This window comes from Sporolactobacillus vineae DSM 21990 = SL153, from assembly GCF_000377985.1.
Classification (GTDB): Bacteria; Bacillota; Bacilli; order Bacillales; family Sporolactobacillaceae; genus Sporolactobacillus; species Sporolactobacillus vineae.
Window position 1 is genome coordinate 1 of sequence record NZ_KB899054.1, and the last position, 17,259, is coordinate 17,259.

Annotated in this window: 16 protein-coding genes and 1 pseudogene; 8 read left to right on the forward strand and 9 right to left on the reverse strand. The window is 51.8% G+C overall.

Going from position 1 to position 17,259, the window contains the following annotated elements; genetic code table 11:
- Nucleotides 1–187: 187 nt before the first annotated feature.
- Nucleotides 188–505: pseudogene (locus tag D889_RS0111945) on the reverse strand (tryptophan synthase subunit beta); the annotation flags it as partial.
- A gap of 137 nt (nt 506–642) precedes the next feature.
- Here D889_RS0111945 and D889_RS0111950 point away from each other — a divergent pair.
- From D889_RS0111950 to D889_RS0111960, 3 genes are all read left to right on the forward strand, one after another.
- Nucleotides 643–1,017, forward strand: coding sequence for an ArsR/SmtB family transcription factor (locus D889_RS0111950; RefSeq protein ID WP_010632116.1), 375 nt, complete (start codon nt 643–645; stop codon nt 1,015–1,017).
- Nucleotides 1,010–3,124 (forward strand): heavy metal translocating P-type ATPase, encoded by a 2,115-nt coding sequence (locus D889_RS0111955; protein WP_010632117.1) that lies wholly within the window; start codon nt 1,010–1,012, stop codon nt 3,122–3,124. Before D889_RS0111950 ends, D889_RS0111955 begins: the two co-directional genes overlap by 8 nt.
- A gap of 177 nt (nt 3,125–3,301) precedes the next feature.
- A complete protein-coding gene (locus D889_RS0111960; protein WP_010632118.1) occupies nt 3,302–4,231 on the forward strand; it encodes an aldo/keto reductase in 930 nt (309 codons plus the stop codon).
- A 57-nt stretch (nt 4,232–4,288) separates the two neighbouring features.
- On the opposite strand, the gene D889_RS0111965 is transcribed toward D889_RS0111960, so the two are convergent.
- The 8 genes from D889_RS0111965 to pplA form a co-directional block, all read right to left on the reverse strand.
- Nucleotides 4,289–5,605 carry a DedA family protein gene (locus D889_RS0111965; RefSeq protein WP_010632119.1) on the reverse strand — a complete coding sequence of 439 codons (1,317 nt, stop codon included), beginning with the start codon at nt 5,603–5,605 and terminating at the stop codon, nt 4,289–4,291.
- A gap of 236 nt (nt 5,606–5,841) precedes the next feature.
- Nucleotides 5,842–6,642 carry an energy-coupling factor transporter transmembrane component T family protein gene (locus tag D889_RS0111970; RefSeq protein ID WP_010632120.1) on the reverse strand — a complete coding sequence of 267 codons (801 nt, stop codon included), beginning with the start codon at nt 6,640–6,642 and terminating at the stop codon, nt 5,842–5,844.
- Nucleotides 6,639–7,496 carry an energy-coupling factor transporter ATPase gene (locus D889_RS0111975; protein ID WP_010632121.1) on the reverse strand — a complete coding sequence of 286 codons (858 nt, stop codon included), beginning with the start codon at nt 7,494–7,496 and terminating at the stop codon, nt 6,639–6,641. Before D889_RS0111975 ends, D889_RS0111970 begins: the two co-directional genes overlap by 4 nt.
- Entirely contained in the window at nt 7,487–8,299 is an 813-nt protein-coding gene (locus D889_RS0111980) for an energy-coupling factor transporter ATPase (protein WP_010632122.1), read from the reverse strand. Before D889_RS0111980 ends, D889_RS0111975 begins: the two co-directional genes overlap by 10 nt.
- A 17-nt stretch (nt 8,300–8,316) precedes the next feature.
- Nucleotides 8,317–9,255, reverse strand: a complete 939-nt coding sequence (gene menA, locus D889_RS0111985; protein ID WP_010632123.1) for a 1,4-dihydroxy-2-naphthoate polyprenyltransferase — start codon at nt 9,253–9,255, stop codon at nt 8,317–8,319.
- Nucleotides 9,256–9,271: 16 nt separating this feature from the next.
- Complete coding sequence (gene menA, locus D889_RS0111990) at nt 9,272–10,210, reverse strand: 1,4-dihydroxy-2-naphthoate polyprenyltransferase (protein ID WP_010632124.1); 939 nt, start codon at nt 10,208–10,210, stop codon at nt 9,272–9,274.
- Between the two features lie 27 nt (nt 10,211–10,237).
- Nucleotides 10,238–11,305: an FAD:protein FMN transferase gene (locus D889_RS0111995; RefSeq protein ID WP_010632125.1), complete on the reverse strand. Its 1,068-nt coding sequence runs from the start codon at nt 11,303–11,305 to the stop codon at nt 10,238–10,240.
- A gap of 151 nt (nt 11,306–11,456) precedes the next feature.
- Nucleotides 11,457–12,389: an extracellular electron transfer flavoprotein PplA gene (gene pplA / locus D889_RS0112000; RefSeq protein ID WP_010632126.1), complete on the reverse strand. Its 933-nt coding sequence runs from the start codon at nt 12,387–12,389 to the stop codon at nt 11,457–11,459.
- 295 nt (nt 12,390–12,684) lie between these two features.
- Here pplA and D889_RS0112005 point away from each other — a divergent pair, with 295 nt between their 5' ends.
- From D889_RS0112005 to D889_RS0112025, 5 genes are all read left to right on the forward strand, one after another.
- Entirely contained in the window at nt 12,685–14,568 is a 1,884-nt protein-coding gene (locus D889_RS0112005; RefSeq protein ID WP_010632127.1) for an FAD-dependent oxidoreductase, read from the forward strand.
- Nucleotides 14,569–14,613: 45 nt separating this feature from the next.
- Nucleotides 14,614–15,033, forward strand: a complete 420-nt coding sequence (locus D889_RS0112010; RefSeq protein WP_010632128.1) for a NusG domain II-containing protein — start codon at nt 14,614–14,616, stop codon at nt 15,031–15,033.
- Between the two features lie 27 nt (nt 15,034–15,060).
- The gene (locus tag D889_RS0112015) at nt 15,061–15,594 is read left to right on the forward strand and encodes a Gx transporter family protein (RefSeq protein WP_010632129.1); all 534 of its coding nucleotides are present in this window, start codon (nt 15,061–15,063) and stop codon (nt 15,592–15,594) included.
- Nucleotides 15,595–15,620: 26 nt separating this feature from the next.
- Nucleotides 15,621–16,607 carry a polyprenyl synthetase family protein gene (locus D889_RS0112020; RefSeq protein WP_010632130.1) on the forward strand — a complete coding sequence of 329 codons (987 nt, stop codon included), beginning with the start codon at nt 15,621–15,623 and terminating at the stop codon, nt 16,605–16,607.
- Nucleotides 16,608–16,734: 127 nt separating this feature from the next.
- Nucleotides 16,735–17,250 (forward strand): O-acetyl-ADP-ribose deacetylase, encoded by a 516-nt coding sequence (locus D889_RS0112025; RefSeq protein WP_010632131.1) that lies wholly within the window; start codon nt 16,735–16,737, stop codon nt 17,248–17,250.
- Nucleotides 17,251–17,259: the final 9 nt, after the last annotated feature.

Consider the following 17,259-nt stretch of genomic DNA (forward strand, 5'->3'; position numbering starts at 1 on the left):
TTTCGGAGCGTGCTTCATCACTTTCGGAGCGTTTACAAAATTTCGGAGCGCTTCCGAGATCGAGTGATCGATTTCAGATCGCATCCTATGATTGTGAACCATCTTTTGCGTAGTACAGACCATATAAAAAAGCCGTATATCCTCATGAATCCAGATACACGGCTATTTATTTTATTTCAGAATTATATCATTTCTTTTCCAGCATGTCGCATACTTGCTTCACGTCTTTGTCGCCGCGTCCGGACAGATTGACGATGATGCTCTGGTCGGCCGGCAAGGTTCCGGCAAGCTTGATCGCATAAGCCACGGCATGCGAGCTTTCCAGAGCCGGGATGATGCCTTCAACCTTAGACAATGTCTGGAAAGCCTCAAGCGCCTCCTGCCCGGTCACCGTCACATATTCGCCGCGGCCGCTCGCTTTCAGATAGCTGTGCTCTGGTCCGACCCCGGGGTAATCGAGGCCGGCCGCGATGGAATGCGTAGGCTCCGGATTATTGTCCCTGTCGACGAGCGCGTAACATTTTATTCGAATTATCAGCCCTGGGATAATCACGTGATCTTTCATTCAAATAATCATTTGAATAATAGAAAGGAAGCAGTATACTATAATCAAATGATTGTTTGAATGAAAGGGCGATGGACATGGTCGAAAAAGATACGTGTGATATTTACTGTTTCGATGAGGAGAAAGTCGGTCGGGTCCGGGAACAGATCAGTCAGAACAGAGACTGTCTTTCGGCCGCCGTACAGCTGTTCAAGGCACTGGCTGATGAAAACAGGACAAAAGTAATCTATGCGCTCTGCCGGGAAAAGGAGCTGTGCGTCTGTGACGTTGCCAATATCATCGGCTCGTCCGTGGCCACCGCATCGCACCATCTGCGCACTTTGCGCGGCCAGGGCCTGGTCACGTATCGCCGGGAAGGAAAAATGGCGTTCTATTCGCTTCTCGATCCGTCGGTCAAAGCAGTGATGCAGCTCGCTGTTGCCCAGGATAAGGTGGTGGCCGGCGATGACTGAAGCGCCGGTCCGGTCCTACCATGTGGACGGGTTTGACTGCATGGCATGCGCCCGTACGTTTGAAAAAAATGTCAGGCGTCTCGAGGGGGTCACGGATGCCCAAGTGAACTACATAGCAGCTAGAATCAGGGTGACCGGGAGCCCCACCGTTGCCGCGCTGGAAAAAGCCGGTGCCTTCGAGCATCTGAAAATCCGTGAAGAAGCGCAGCAGGAATTCGCCCGTGAGCCGTTCTGGAAACAAAGGGAAAATTTTAAGGTATATCTTTCCGCACTGATCCTGATTGCCAGCTGGATCACCGGGCTCCGCACCGGTGAGCAGAACCTGATCCCGATCATCGGTTTTATCGCCGCGATCCTGATCGGCGGCTACAAACTGTTCATTGGGGGGATCAAAAATATTATTCGGCTGGATTTTGATTTTGAAGCCTTGATGACGATGGCGATCATCGGCGCAATGGCCATCGGCAAGTGGCAGGAAGGTGCCATCGTCGTCATCCTGTTCGCCGTCAGTGAGACTATGGAACGCTTCTCAGGAGAAACGGCGCGGCAGTCGATCCGGTCGCTGATCCGTATGGCTCCCAACGAAGCGGTTATACGGTGCGATGGTCAGGAACAGATGATGCCCGTTTCAGACGTACAAATCGGTGACGTCATGATCGTCCGGCCGGGTGAGAAACTGGCGATGGACGGCGTTGTTGTAAAAGGGCAATCCGCCGTCAGCGAAGCGGCTATTACCGGCGAACCGGTTCCGGCTGCCAAGTCCTCGGGCGATACGGTCTTTGCCGGGACACTGAATGGAGACGGCCTGCTTGAAGTCCGGGTCACGAAACGGAGCGGAGATACAACCCTGGCAAAGGTGATTCGACTGGTTGAAGAAGCCCAGGAACATAAAGCACACGCCCAGACACTCATCGACCGATTTGCCCAGATTTACACGCCGGTGATCATCGTGGCGGCGTTCATTGTTGCGGTCGCGCCGCCGCTTTTCACCGGCGCGGCATGGACGGACTGGATCTACCGTGGACTGGCTCTGCTCGTCGTCGGCTGTCCATGTGCACTGGTCATTTCCACACCGGTCGCCATTGTCACGGCCATCGGCAACGCTGCGAAGCACGGCGTCATGATCAAAGGCGGCATTCATCTCGAACAGATCGGCGCCTTGAACCTGATCGCATTCGATAAGACGGGAACACTGACCCGCGGGGTACCTGAAGTGACCGATTTTAGTGTTGCCAAAGGGGAGGATCGGGACGCGGTACTGCGGATCTTTACCGCTCTGGAGAAAGGGTCGCAGCACCCTCTGGCAGCAGCGATTGTCCGATTTGCAGAAAAGAGCGGAGCGAATGAATCCGGTCCGGCTGTTGACGACTATCAGTCGCTTACCGGGCGCGGCGTCCGGGCAAGAATCGACGGAACGCTCTATTACGCCGGAAGTCCGGCGCTGTTCCGGGAAATCATTCCCGCTGCCCTGAACGCGGATCTGACCCGCCGGATTGATACACTCCGGCAGGAAGGCCAAACCGTCATGCTGCTGGGAAATGAGCAAGAGGTGCTGGCGCTCGCCGCTGTAACCGACCGGCTGCGCAGCTCCTCTGCCGCAGTGATTAATAAGCTTGATCAGTCAGGCATCAAGACTGTTATGCTGACCGGAGACAACCGGAGCACTGCCGAAGTCATCGGCAAATCCGCCGGTGTCGGGGAAGTCCAGGCCGATCTCCTGCCGGAAGACAAGCTGGCCTGGGTAAAACGTCAGGGCAGTCTATATAAAATCGGGATGGTCGGCGACGGCATTAACGATGCTCCGGCACTGGCCGAGGCAACGGTCGGGATCGCCATGGGTGCATCGGGGACAGATACGGCGCTGGAAACTGCCGACATTGCCCTGATGGGTGACGAATTATCGCGCTTGCCGTATCTGATTCAGCTCAGCCGTAAGACGCTGCGGCTGATTCGCCAGAATGTATCGTTCGCGCTCGGCCTGAAGCTCGTCTCGATCCTGCTCATCTTCCCCGGCTGGCTCACCCTCTGGATGGCCATCTTCGCCGATGTCGGTGCGACAATTATCGTCACTCTGAACAGTCTGCGGCTGGCGAAGGTAAAAGGATAAGCTGCAAGCAAAGCCACAATGAGCAGGCGGCGGCAAATTTGTTAACAAATTTGCCACATACTGCATGACCTGCCTTGCTCGCTCAATGTGTCTTGCTTTAAAAATAAATTCCCCCGTCTTATCATTGATTGCGGAAGAGCTTTCAAATTCTTTATTGACATGACGGAGGGGATTTTTGTGAAACAAGTGGCAATCGGGCCGGAACAGAAACCGGCATCTGCAGTCGTTCAGGGCTGCATGCGGATTTCCGAGATGACGGAAAGTGCTGTGGAAAAGCTGATCGACACCGATCTGGAAAACGGCATTACCTATTTTGATCATGCCGACTGTTACAGCCAAGGAGCTTGCGAAGCGCTGTTCGGTAAAGTACTGGCAGCACATCCGGGGCTGAGGGACAAAATCAAGCTTCAAACTAAATGCGGCATCGTTCATGGCGACGACTATACCATTTACAATTTTTCAAAGGAACATCTGCTTGAAACAGTCAATGCTAGTCTGAAACGTCTGCAAACCGATCATCTCGACTATCTGCTCCTGCACCGTCCGGACGCGCTGATGGAACCGGAAGAAGTGGCGGAAGCCTTCGACAAACTGTACGATGAAGGCAAGGTGCTGCACTTCGGCGTCAGCAACCAGAATCCGTATCAGATGGAATTGCTGAAAAAGACAGTCCGTCAGCCGCTTGAAATCAACCAGCTGCAGTTCAGTATTATGGCGACCGGGATGGTTGATGAAGGCATTAATGTCAACACGACGTTTGACGGTGCTGCGGTCCGTGACGGCGGCATTCTCGACTACTGCCGTCTGAACAACGTCACGATCCAGGCATGGTCGCCGTTCCAGTACGGCTTCTTTAAAGGGGTTTTTCTCGACAATCCGAAGTTCCCGGAACTGAACAAAAAGATTGATGAGATCGCAGCAAAATATGGCGTCAGCAATAACGCCATCGCCGTCGCCTGGATCCTGCGTCACCCGGCGGAGATGCAGATCATTCTCGGTACGACGAATCCGAAACGGGTCACTGCATCGGCAAAGGGCGCAGATATTACTTTGACACGGAATGAATGGTATGAAATTTATTTGGCTGCGGGCAACAAAATTTTGTAATACCTCAGCATTTTTCAGCGAATACCAGAAAGCCGAGCACACAGTGCCCGGCTTTCTTTATACCCTTCCTTTCCATCCATGTCCTACCGGCTGATCATTGTTCTTGATCAGCGACAGGAAACGGAACAGCTCAAGCAGCAGAATCATTCCGCTTCCCCAGACCGCACCGAAGACATAGCCTGCCAGAAGATCATTCGGATTCAGTCCCGATAGATAGATCCCGCTGGCACCGAATGCCAGCAGCAGTATAATGAACACGCTGAAGAGTATGGCCATCAGGAGATAATTGTGCTGATGGCGGATTAATGCCATCAGCAAAAGACCACAGAAGAGTGTGATCAGGAATGCGTGCTGATCAGGAAAATCCATATTGATCCGTCGGTTGCCAATCAGGAAGTGAAACAGCCAACGGACCCCAAGCGAGAATAGAAAGCCGCCGGCAATCGTCAGTCCATAGAAAAGCAGTTCGAGCCACTGGTCCGTATGATTGACTAGGATGATCATGATGGTGAGCAAGGCAATAAGGCCCAGCAGCGGCCAGGAAGAAAGACTATAAAGATCCTGAAGCAGTGCTTTCCAGTTGTCGTTAAAGAAGAAATAAACAATCGACCGGGTGACCTCATTGAACGGGCCGGCATCGTTGCTGACAAAATCCTGGATCATCCCGATCATCAGCGTAAACAGGGCGACAAACGAGACAAGCAGCAGAATCAGGATCAGTTTGATTCTGAGAAAACTTCTGTAGCGCTTGAAGAATGATTGAAAAATCAGCAGCGCCGATTTCTTGATAAACGGCCAGTTGGCCTTGATGACCAGGTAGCAGACGACGCCGAGCGCAATAAGGACCATCGCCAGCACCAGCCACTTTTTGATCTGCCCCTGATACTTGTCCCATTGCGGGCCGAGTACATAGCCCAATGAGATGAACGTGCTGGTCCACAGAAAGACGCCGATATAAGAATACAACGCAAATGAACGGAACGGAAGGCGGATCACACCGGAAATGATACTGGCGATGTGCCGGATTCCGGGGACATAGTAGGAGAAGATCAGCAGTACTTTTCCATATTTACTGTACCAGCGGGAGACCTTCTCCATCTTTTCCGGGCCCATGTGGATAAACTTCCCGTACTTTTTAAAAAAAGGGGCGCCAAGTTTATAGCCGATCCAGTAAGAAATCGACACCCCTGCTATGCCTCCGCCTCCCGCGGTTAGGACAGACAAGAGATAATTCATTTTTCCGTGAAACGATAAAATACCGACATAGCTCATCAACGCTTCGTTGGGAATCGGAATACAGATCAGTTCGAGCATCAGCGCGAAAAACAATGTCGGATAACCGTATGTATTCAGAAGGTTCATCAATCCGCTCATTCATGTTCCTCCGCAATAAAAATGAAGTCAGACTTTCCGGCAGAATAACTATTCGCCGGAGCGACCGCGTTCATGCCCCTTTATTCGGTCCAGACGTTTCTCTCCTTTAACTTAGGCTCAATTCACGTTCACTGTTGTTTTATACTGTGTTGTTTTGAGCGGAAGATGCGAGACTCCTGCGGGAAAAGCGAGCGTCTGCAGCGAAAAACAACAGACAATCTTAACAGGGCCTTAACTTAAGCCAGAAGATTCAGCGCCGCAAGTCCGGCTGCAAGGGCCAGGAGTGCAAGCATACTGATCGTATCCCGGCCCCGCCAGTGCAGCTGGCGGAATGACGACCTTCTGGCTTCGGCGCGATAACCGCGGACATCCATGACATTCGCCAGTTCTTCGCCGCGGTTCAGTGAGCTGGCAAACAGCGGAAGAAAGATTGGAACGAGTACCTTCATCTGATGGAACAGAGATCCTTCGCCGAACACCGCACCACGTGCCCGCTGCGCATCCATGATCTTCTGCGTCTCGTCAAGCAGATTAGGAATAAAGCGCAGGGCAATCGATACCATCATCGACAGTTCGTCGACCGGAACGTGAAATAAACGGAGCGGACGCATCAGAAAAGTCAGGCCGTCCGTCAGATCGACCGGCCTGGTCGTCAGTGTCACGACGGTAGTAAAGAAGATAATCGTCACGAACCGGGAAAAAATGAAGACGGCCGTCTCAATGCCGAAGGAGGACACAGTAAATGGACCCCATTCGACATATGTTCTCCCTCCGGAAATAAACAGAATCTGCAGGAGCACCGTGAACAGAATCAGCCAGATCAGCGGCCGGACGCCGCGAAGGTAGATCCGGAAACCGACACCGGAGAGCGCCATGGCAAGGAATGTGAACAGCCAAAGAAGAACCAGGCCTGGAACATTCCCCGCCAGAAAAGCAATCAGAATGAAGGCAATCGCAGCGACCAGTTTCGCCCGCGGATCCAGATGATGAATCAGCGAATTACCGGGAAAGTACCGGCCAAGAATCAGTTTGTTCATACCCGTCCCACCTTAATCAGTGCTTCGGCCAGCTCTTCTTCGGTCAGGCAGACGCCCGGCAGTGCCACTCCGGAGTGCTTCTCCAGTTTCAGCTGAAATCGCCTGGCCTCCGGAAGATCCAGATCCCAATCCTTCAATCGTGCCGGGTCCGTAAACAGCCGGCGCACCGAATCGTGAAACACAATTTTACCTTTGACAAGTACGACCGCCTGCTGCGCATACCGCGCCACACGATCCATGTCATGGGTCACCAGCACAATGGTCATGCCGTAATCACGATTCCATCGGGTCAGCAGATTGAGAATCTCGCTCTGCCCGTCAGGATCGAGTCCCGCGCAAGGTTCATCCAGCAGCAAAATGTCCGGACGGCAGGCCAGTATTCCGGCGATGGCGACGCGCCGTTTCTGGCCCCCCGACAGGGAGAAGGGGGATTTGCTGAGAAACGTGCGGTCAAGCCCCACCTGACCGATCACATCTGCGGCAATGGTGCATGCTTCTTCAGCAGTTGCGCCGAAATTCAGCGGACCGAAACAGATGTCCTTCTCGACTGTTTCCGCAAAAATCTGCGACTCCGGGAACTGAAAGACCAACCCGACTCTTTTGCGGACCGCTTTTAAGGTTTTCTTATCGGCGCCCTTCCGGACAACAAGCTGACCGATTACGGCCTGACCTTCTTCCGGAAGGATGAGCCCATTCAGTACTTTCATCAGACTCGATTTCCCTGCCCCGGTCGGGCCGACCACGGCCGTGAACGAACCGGAAGCAACCGTCAGATTGATATGATCCAGCACCAGCGGGCTGCGAATCGGCCCAATCTGGTAATCTGCAGTAACACCACTTAACTTTATTTCCATAACCAGTCGACCATTTCTTCTTCCGTCATATACTGATCCGGCGCCCGGCGCCCTTTTGCCAGCAGGATCCGTCTCAGGCGCTCACTGAACGGTGCCCCAAGATCCTTCTCTGTGCTGAAGATCTGCCCGGGCGTTCCGTCGTTGACAATTTTACCATCCTGCATCACCAGAATCCGGTTGCTTGCCGCCGCCTCATCCATATCATGGGTGATCGACAGAATGGTCAGATGCGTCGCTTCGGCGAGCCGGCGCAATGTGCTGAGCAGATCGCGTCGGCTTTTCGGATCGAGCATCACGAAGGCTTCGTCGAGGATCAGGATGTCCGGCCGCAGCGCAAGAATGCCGGCAATCGCCACACGCTGTTTCTGACCGCCGGAAAGTCGGGAGGGGTCGGCCTGACGAAGGCCGGACAGACCGACCAGCTTCAGTGCTTCGGCCACCCGCACTTTCATCTGCGCCACCGGCATGTTCTCATTTTCCAGGCCAAACGCCACGTCGTCTTCCACCGTCGTACCGATAAACTGGTTGTCCGGGTTTTGAAAAACGATGCCCATATGGCGGCGAAGCGCCCATTCGGATGTTTCATCAAGCATCTGCCCGTTAATACGTATGGATCCTGACTGCGGTTTCAGCAGACCGACCAGGAGCCCGGCAAGCGTCGACTTGCCCGCTCCGTTTCTGCCGATCACCGCAAGCCATTCCCCGCGCGAAACAGAAAAAGTCACCGAGGACAGGGCGGACTTTTCTCCCCGCCCCCGATACGTATAGGAAAGGTTTCTGACCTCAATCATCGGTTCACTCATAGATGTAAAACTCCCGTTCAGAAGATTACGGCAACCAGCAGTAGAAAGGCAATGGCTGCATTGATCAGCACCAGATTTTTTACCGCAACAACAAATGTCTTTGACTTCACCTGCATCACGTTAAACTGTCGCACCAGCTTATAGACCGGCAAGATGATCAGAACAGCCAGCAGCAGAACCGGCGGCAGGATTCTCAGCAGAACGGCAATCAGAATGGCGGCAAAAGAGCCGGCATACAGACCGTCAAACAGCCAGAGCGCATACTTTTTTCCAATATAGTAAACCAGGGTAAAGCGGTTGTTCTTAATATCGTCGTCGAGATCGCAGATATTATTGGCCAGCATCAGGTTGGCAATGGTGAACACGCAAGGCAGCGACACCAGAACGATTTCAACCAGATGCAGAATGTCCGCCCGCAGCACAACGATCCGCCCCTGCCAGATAAGATTGACAATGCCCTCATCATAAGCGTTCGCATAGACAGTCAGAAACAGAATGCCGAGTCCCATCGTGACGCCTGAGAACAGTTCGCCGAGCGGCATCCGCGAAAGCGGGATCGGACCGAATGAATACAGGATCCCGATGGCAAAACACACCATGCCGGCAAGCAGAACGACCAGATCGGTTCGTACCACCAGCGAGATGCCCAGGACCGTCGCGATGGCAACGAGGCTGATGATCGTGAAAACGACCAATCCTTCCGGGATGTTCTGCCGGCTGATGATATTCTCCCGGCGCCGGTACTCGTCGCTTGTCGCTTTTCGGTAATCCATATAATTATTGATGGCGGTTGTTGCCATGTCAAATAAAAGCATAGAAGCAAAGAAAATCAACGTATTGAGCAGATTAAAAGTATGATACCGATAGGAAACGAACAGGCATCCGATGAGAAACGGAAACAGGCTGGCCAGTTTCGTCCGGATCTCAACCAGGTTCAGAAATGCCCCAAACGACATGCATCACGCCTCCAGTTCAGAAGATCACAGCCACAAGCAGTAAAAGGACAACGGAAGAATTCATCAGCACCATACTTTTCAAAGCCACGACAAATGTATTTGATTTGCTCTGTACCCGGTTAAATTGCCGGACCAGTTTGTAGACCGGAATGACCGTAAGCACGGTCAGGAGCAGGGCCGGCGGTAAAATGTGCAGCAGAACAGCGAACAATATGGCGGCGAACGAAGCTGCATACAGACTGTCGAACAGCCAGAGTGCATACTTTTTTCCAATATAATAAACCAGGGTAAACCGCTTGTTCTTAATGTCGTCGTCCAAATCGCAGATATTATTCGCCAGCATGACATTAGCGATCGAGAACATGCACGGCACAGAAACGAGACCAATTTCAAACAGCGGCCAGATGTCCGCTTTAATGATCACGATCCATCCTTGCCAGATTAGGTTGGCAATGCCTTTATCAAAAGCATTGGCATAGACCGTCAGAAACAGAACGCCAAATCCTTCGGTCACTCCTGAAACGATTTCGCCAAGCGGCATCCGCGAAAGCGGGATGGGTCCGAACGAATACAGGATTCCGATGGCGAAGCACACCATACCGGCCAGCAGGACAACCAGATCGGTTCGCACCACCAGCCAGATGCCGAGAGCGGTCGCCACCGCGACAAAACTGATGATCATGAAGACGACCCGTCCTTCGGGGATGTTCTCCTGTCCGATGATGTTCTCCCGGCGCCGGTACTCGTCACTTGTCGCTTTTCGGTAATCCATATAATTATTGATCGCCGTAGCCGCCAGGTCGAACAGCAGCATTGAACTGAAGAAGATCAATATATTAACCGGCTGAAAAGCATGAAACCGATAATAGGCAAACAGGCATCCGATGAGAAAAGGAAACAGGCTGGTCAGTTTCGTCCGGAATTGAACCAGTTTCAGAAACGCTTCCAGTGACATGAAAAACGCCTCTTCTCTCTCCGTCTTTTATTTACCTGGCGCATTAGGCATCAGATGAAACGATTTGTCCGTCAGTTCAAAATTCTTTTTAAGCCCGGAAGTCACGTATACTTTTCTGCCTTTGGTGACAAAAATCGCATCCACGCCTTTCAGTTTCTCTGCTAAACGGAATCCGCCTTTAACACCGCCGACGAACAGGACATTCGACAATGCATCGCCGTCGACAGACTTCTTTGTAATGACGGAAACACCGGCAATATCATTATCCAGCGAATAACCGGTGAACGGATTCAGAATATGCTGATAGACCTTGCCGTCGACTTTAAGATACCGTTCATAGATACCGGCTGTAACAATCGATTTATTCGTCTCATTGATTTTACCGACGATATCTCCGCGCGGCAGGAACGGGTTCTGAATGCCGACGCCCCATTCCTGATCAGTCGGACTCATCCCTTTTACATAAATGTTCCCGCCCAGATCAACGATCGCGGAATGAACATGATAGCGATCCAGAACTTTAACCAGTTCATCGGTGATAAAGCCTTTGGCAATGCCGCCCAGGTCAAGGCGCATTCCCTTTTGTTTCAGAAACACCGTCTGCTTCTGATCATTCAGAATCATTTTTTTATAACCGATCAGCGGCAGTGTCTGGTTGATTTCCTTCTGCGACGGTTTGCGGGCATCCGGGAAACCGATGTGCCAGAGCTTGGTCATCGGACCGATGGTGATGTCGAAGTAACCGTCCGACATCTTTGCATAGCCTTTGCCCAGCTGGATCATGTGATAAATATCTTTGGAAACCTTTACTGGACGGATTCCGGCATTGGCGTTTACCCGGTCGATATCCGACCGGTTCGACTTATCTTCCACAGTCACCGCACCGGCAAGATCTCTCAGGCGCTGAATCACCGGTTTGAGCACGTCTGCTTTGCCTTTATCATAAATTCTGATGGTATTGATGGTCCCCATCAGGTAGACTGTCTGACTCGCCGGATCACTGTTGATCACCGGTTTTACAGTCTGAGCTTTCGGCTGACAGCCGGTTAGAATCAGTGCCATGCTCAGCAGCAGAATCATGATGTTCTTTTTCATAGGAATCAGCCCTTCTTCAGTGTGTCGGCTGACAGCCAACGCAGTTCTTCTAATTATGAGTTAACCTCAAGTGGCGCTGATGACAATAAAGACTTTAGAGCCGGCAAAGCCCTAAAGTCTTTATGCGAGGATCATCTTTGTTCACAGACGATTATTTTTCCTTGAAGACGAGGTTATCCACTTCAATCGGAGTTGTATCGCCCTTCTGCGCTGCGTTGATCAGCTGTGCCGCATAAGCTTTAAATGCTTCGGTCGATTCTGTCGCGCCGGAAACCGCCGCTACACCGGCTGCATTCTGACTCTTGACCAGGGATTTTTCGAGAGCCGGAATATATTCTTTCGGTCCGACGCCCGATTTCGCCTTCATGGCTTTTTCATAAGCCGCATTTTCTGATTTCTTCTTGCCGTTTTTGTCAAGGAAGTTATAGTCTACTTTGGTGATTTTGCCGCCCTCGACCGTCATATTGATGTACTGCTTCCAGCCGTGGCTGTCGAAATTCTTTTCAGCTAATTTATAAAGGCCGTCTTTCAGTTTGCCTTCCGCATTGACGGTGATCGGTGACGTGTCACCCTTCTGTGCCGCCTGAATTAATTGCTGTGCATAGTTGATGAAGGTGCTCGACGATTCGGTTGCGCCGGAGACGACGGCAACCTGTTTTGCATCCTGTGCGGCAACCAGAGCCTGATTCAGTTTCGGGATGTATTCCTTCGGTCCGACGCCCGATTTCGCCTTCATGGCTTTTTCATAAGCGGCGTTTTTCGACTTCAGCTGGCCCTGCTTATTGACGTAGTTATAATCTGATTTAGTGATCTTGCCGTTTGCAACCGTGATCGAGAATTGAACCTTCCAGCCGTGCGTATCAAAGCCGGTCTCCTTTAATGTATACGTTCCGTCCTTGAGTGCGCCGCCGGCAACCTTTGTTGAAGCGTTTGCAGTTGAGCTGCTGCTGGCTGCGCTTGAGCTGCTCGAACTGGACGAACCGGCCGCTTTACTGCTTGATCCGGATCCCGAACCGGCGGCACATGAAGCAAGAATCATGGTGAATAAGATGGTCATGACGAGAGCAAATTTTTTCATGTTCATCGTTGAAGCTTCCCCCTTTATCTGTGTCCCATTTTGTGAATTCATTCACACCTTCTACATACACATCATAGCACTGAAAACGTTTCATGTTTGTAACCATATTGTGAACAATATCTCAAAGTCTGAAACTGATTCCCTGATTCATCTAGACACTCTGCAGTCTGTGGTGCTATATTTGATTCGGGTATTGTTCATAATTTCACAATCTTTAATTTTCCTACTCTTTCAGCCTTATTAAGTGGTTTATACATTATTTGTGTAAGCGTTTGATTACATCGATGGGGAGGCAAAAGTTATGGCTGATAAAAACATTGTGATTATCGGTGCCGGATTTGCCGGTGTTCACGCTGCAAAAAAGCTGGCAAAAAAATACAAGAAAGATGATTCCGTCACCATCACGCTAATTGATAAACATTCATACAGCACGATGATGACTGAGCTTCATGAGGTCGCCACACATCGGGTTGAGCCGGATGCCATTCGGTTTGATCTGCACAAACTGTTCGGCCGCTCCAAGGTCCGGCTGGTGACGGACAAAGTGACACAGATTGACCGGGAACAGAAAACAGTCATCACGGAATCCGGAAAATTTTCATATGATTATCTGATTCTCGGCATCGGCGGAGAACCGAATGATTTCGGCACACCCGGTGTCAGGGAACACGGTTTCACCCTTCTGTCGTGGGAGGATGCGGTAACCCTGCGGACGCACATTGAACGGATGGTCCGGGAAGGTGCTGCCGAACTTGATCCGGAGAAGCGGCGGGCCATGCTGACGTTTGCGATTTGCGGATCAGGCTTCACCGGCGTGGAAATGATCGGCGAACTGCTCGAATGGAAGCGGCGGCTGGCAAGAGTTAACAGACTGAATGAGGATGAAATTTCGCTGTATCTGGTTGAGGCAGTTCCTACTATTCTAAACATGCTTGACCGGAAAGACGCGAACAAAGCCGAGGGCTATATGGTACGGAAGGGTATTCAGATTCTTAAGAGTTCCCCGATCGTTGAAGTAAAAAACGACCGTATTGTCCTGAAGTCCGGACAGGAACTGCCGACGTACACGTTAATCTGGACGGCCGGTGTCCGGGCCAATTCGGATGCCAAAGCGTTCGGTCTGGCATCCGCCCGCGCCGGACGTCTGAAAGTCAATGAATATATGGAAGCCGAAGGGCAGGAAAATATATACGTTGTCGGCGATCTCTCCTATTATGAGGACGGCGGCAAACCGACGCCGCAGATCGTCGAAGCAGCCGAACAGACCGCCGGCACTGCGGCAAACAATATTATTGCGGCGATCAGCGGCGGTGAGAAAACGGCTTTCAAAGGGAACTATCACGGTGTGATGGTGTCGATCGGCGCACGCTACGGGGTCGCCAATATTAAAGGCATGCATCTCAGCGGCTTTTTTGCCAACTTTATGAAACATATGGTGAACCTGTTCTATCTTTTCACGATCAGAAGCGGCTATTATCTTTTCCAGTATGTGATGCACGAATTTTTCCACACCAGAGACAAGCGGAATATTTTCCGTGATCTGCCGTCGCGTTACGGAAACGTGCTCTGGTCTCTACCGCTGCGTGTTTTCGTCGGCGCTTTCTGGCTTGTGGAGGCTTTTTCGAAGATTTGGGGGGCGAGCGTCTGGGATAAAGCCACGTCGAGCTGGTCCAATGTCTATATGCTGTTCCGCGGAATCGGCAAGGATTCCTGGTTCGTCGGTAATTCCGTCAAAATGCCTTTCAGCTGGCTGCAGACAGCAACGTCCGGTGCCAGTCAGTCTGCCGGAGATACAGCCTCCGCAGCCTCGCAGTTCGGAACACCGATTCTTCATAAAATGCCCGGATGGTTTGAGTGGATCATGAGAATTCTGCTGCCGAACGCAGGATTTGCCGTGTTCATGCAGCGCCTGATGCTTTTTATCGAACTGGGTATCGGCCTGGCAATCATGTTCGGTCTGTTCACCTGGCTGTGCAGTGCGGCGAGTGCCGGATTCATCGTTATGTTTTTCTTCACAGCTATGCTTGGCTGGGGCGACGTCTGGGTATTTCCTGCATCGATCGCCCTGCTGAACGGCGCCGGACGTACTGTCGGCTTCGACTACTGGGTCGTTCCGCTGCTTCAGAAGTGGTTCGGGCGGCTCTGGTACGGTCGTTCAAAATCGGTCTATAAAGATGAAAAATAATCAGCTTTACTGAGATGCATCTAACACTGAAGGAGGGGACGACAATTGGCCCGCTATCTTAAAATGATCCGGCCATGGGATATTATTATCGTCTGCGTCCTGGTTCTGATCTCCTTCCTTCCGGTCGGAATGTTCAGCTATGTCCATGCACGGGAAGCAGGGAATGCTTCCTCACGACTGATCGCCGTTGTCAGCCTCAACAACAAGCAGATCCGGCAGGTCGTGCTGACCGGCAATACAAAAACCGAGGAATTTACGGTCTATACGAAGAGCGGCGACTACAATACCATTGAAGTAAACAAGAACCGGATCCGTATTAAAAAAGCAAATTGTCCGGATCAGATCTGCGTGCGGACCGGATATATCTCTGAACCCGGGCAAACCATTGTCTGTCTGCCCCACAGAGTGGTGATCGAGATACACCGGGCCGACAGATCCGAAGCTCCGGTTATTGTCAGTTCGTGAATGGATAAGATTCAGGAGATGGGCACGTTGACAAAAAATCAGCAGACGGCTTATATTGCATTACTCGCTGCTCAGGCAGTGGTTATCAGCCTGCTGGAACAGGCAATCCCGTTCCCGTTTCCTGTCGCACCCGGTGCCAAACTGGGGCTGGCCAACATTATCACCTGCATGGCACTGTATACTCTGACGACCAGAGATACGGCCAAAGTCATTGCCATCCGGCTGATTCTTGCCTCTCTGCTGAGCGGTACGATGTCGACGTTTATGTATAGTGCTTCCGGAATGATCCTGAGCTTCACCGGAATGTGGCTGGTAAAAAAGCTCGGGCCGCGGCGTGTCAGCCTGATCGGCGTCAGCGCTGCCGGCGCGATTCTGCATAATGTCGGCCAGTTGATTGTCGCCAGCTGGATTGCGCAGACCTGGACCGTGATGCTTTATCTGCCGATACTTTCCCTTGTGGGTATCCTTGCCGGCCTGGCAACAGGAATCATGGCTAACTACCTGCTCACTCATGTAGAAAAGCTGCAATACTATAAATATTTACAGGAAACCGAACACTGACAACCAAGAGAAAGGAGGGGAAGCAGATGCGCGTACACCCGATGTGGGATGCCTATCCGGAGCTAAAAGAAGATCTGATCCGCGTGCTCCAGGTGATTGAATCCCATATCCGGATCCACGACCAGGCGATTGAACAGAGAATCAGAAAGTACATCAACACGTCCGGAAAGATGCTTCGTCCCGCATACACCATACTCTGCTCGGAGATCGGTCCCGAACCTGATAAAGAGCGGGCGATAGCGGCCGCCGCGGCAGTCCAGTGCCTGCATATGGCCACACTGATTCACGACGATGTGATCGATCAGTCGGACACGCGGCACGGACAGAAGACGTTTAACGCGGAATATGGAAATAAAGTGGCGATTTACGCCGGAGACTATTTGTTCAGTCTGACATTCTCCATTCTCGGACCCTACGCATCCGAATCGTCGGTTCCCCGCCTGAGTTTCAAGCAAATAGAAGCGGATAAAATACTGGCCGGGGAACTCGAACAGCTTCACGCCCAATATCGGACACCGGCTTCAGTGAAGCATTATCTGTCGCAGATTTCCGGGAAGACGGCCCAGCTGTTTGCGATCAGCTGCTATGCCGGGGCCGGGGTCGGGAAGAGCAGCCAGAGCGATGCATCTCACGCCTGGAATATGGGGCATGATATCGGCATGGCCTTCCAGATCATTGATGATATACTGGATTATCAGGGAACGCAAAATGTGCTGGGAAAGCCGGTTATGAACGACTTCCGAAGCGGGATTTATACATTGCCGGTTCGGATTGCGATGATGGCCGAACCCGAGTTTTTCCGCCCGCTTCTCGACAAGAAGGGGAACCTGACTGAGAACGATCTGACTGCCGTTCAGGAGGCCATTGCCCGGAATCACGGCATTGAAAAAGCGATGGATCTTGCGCGAAAATATACACGTAAAGCGCTGAAAGAAATGGACGCGCTCCCGAGCGGGGGTTATAAAAAGGTCCTGAACCGGCTGTCGCGTTCTCTACTGGAGCGAAAGATGTAATCTCCTGATTTTCAGAAGGTATATTCGAAGAGCTGCTGCTTCACTTGTCGATGTGGTGAAACAGCAGCTCTTTTTCACAGACAGGGCTATAATAGAGTCGAATCTGGATCCGCGGAGGTTACTTAAGTTGAAATCATTTGAGATTGTTTCAGGTGACATTACAAAAATTCAGGCAGACGCAATCGTCAATGCCGCCAACACCACATTGCTTGGCGGCGGCGGTGTGGACGGCGCCATCCACCGGGCTGCCGGACCGGAATTGCTTGCAGAGTGCCGCAAACTGCACGGCTGCGCCACGGGTGAAGCCAAAATTACAGAAGGCTACCATCTGCCGGCAAAGTACGTCATTCATACGCCCGGTCCGATCTGGAACGGCGGCACGCATCATGAACAGGATCTGCTCAGAAACAGTTATCGGAACAGTCTGGCACTGGCCGAAGCGCACGGATGCCGGAGCGTCGCCTTCCCTTCAATCAGTACCGGAGTGTATCATTATCCCCTTGATCAGGCGGCCGCCATTGCCGTCCGGACGATTCGTTCATTCCTGAAACACGCGAAAAAGGTCGGGAAGGTCACCATGGTCTGCTTTGATCCGAAGACTCAGGCCGCTTATGAACATGCTGACCGGATCACTCACGTTTAACCCGCCTGA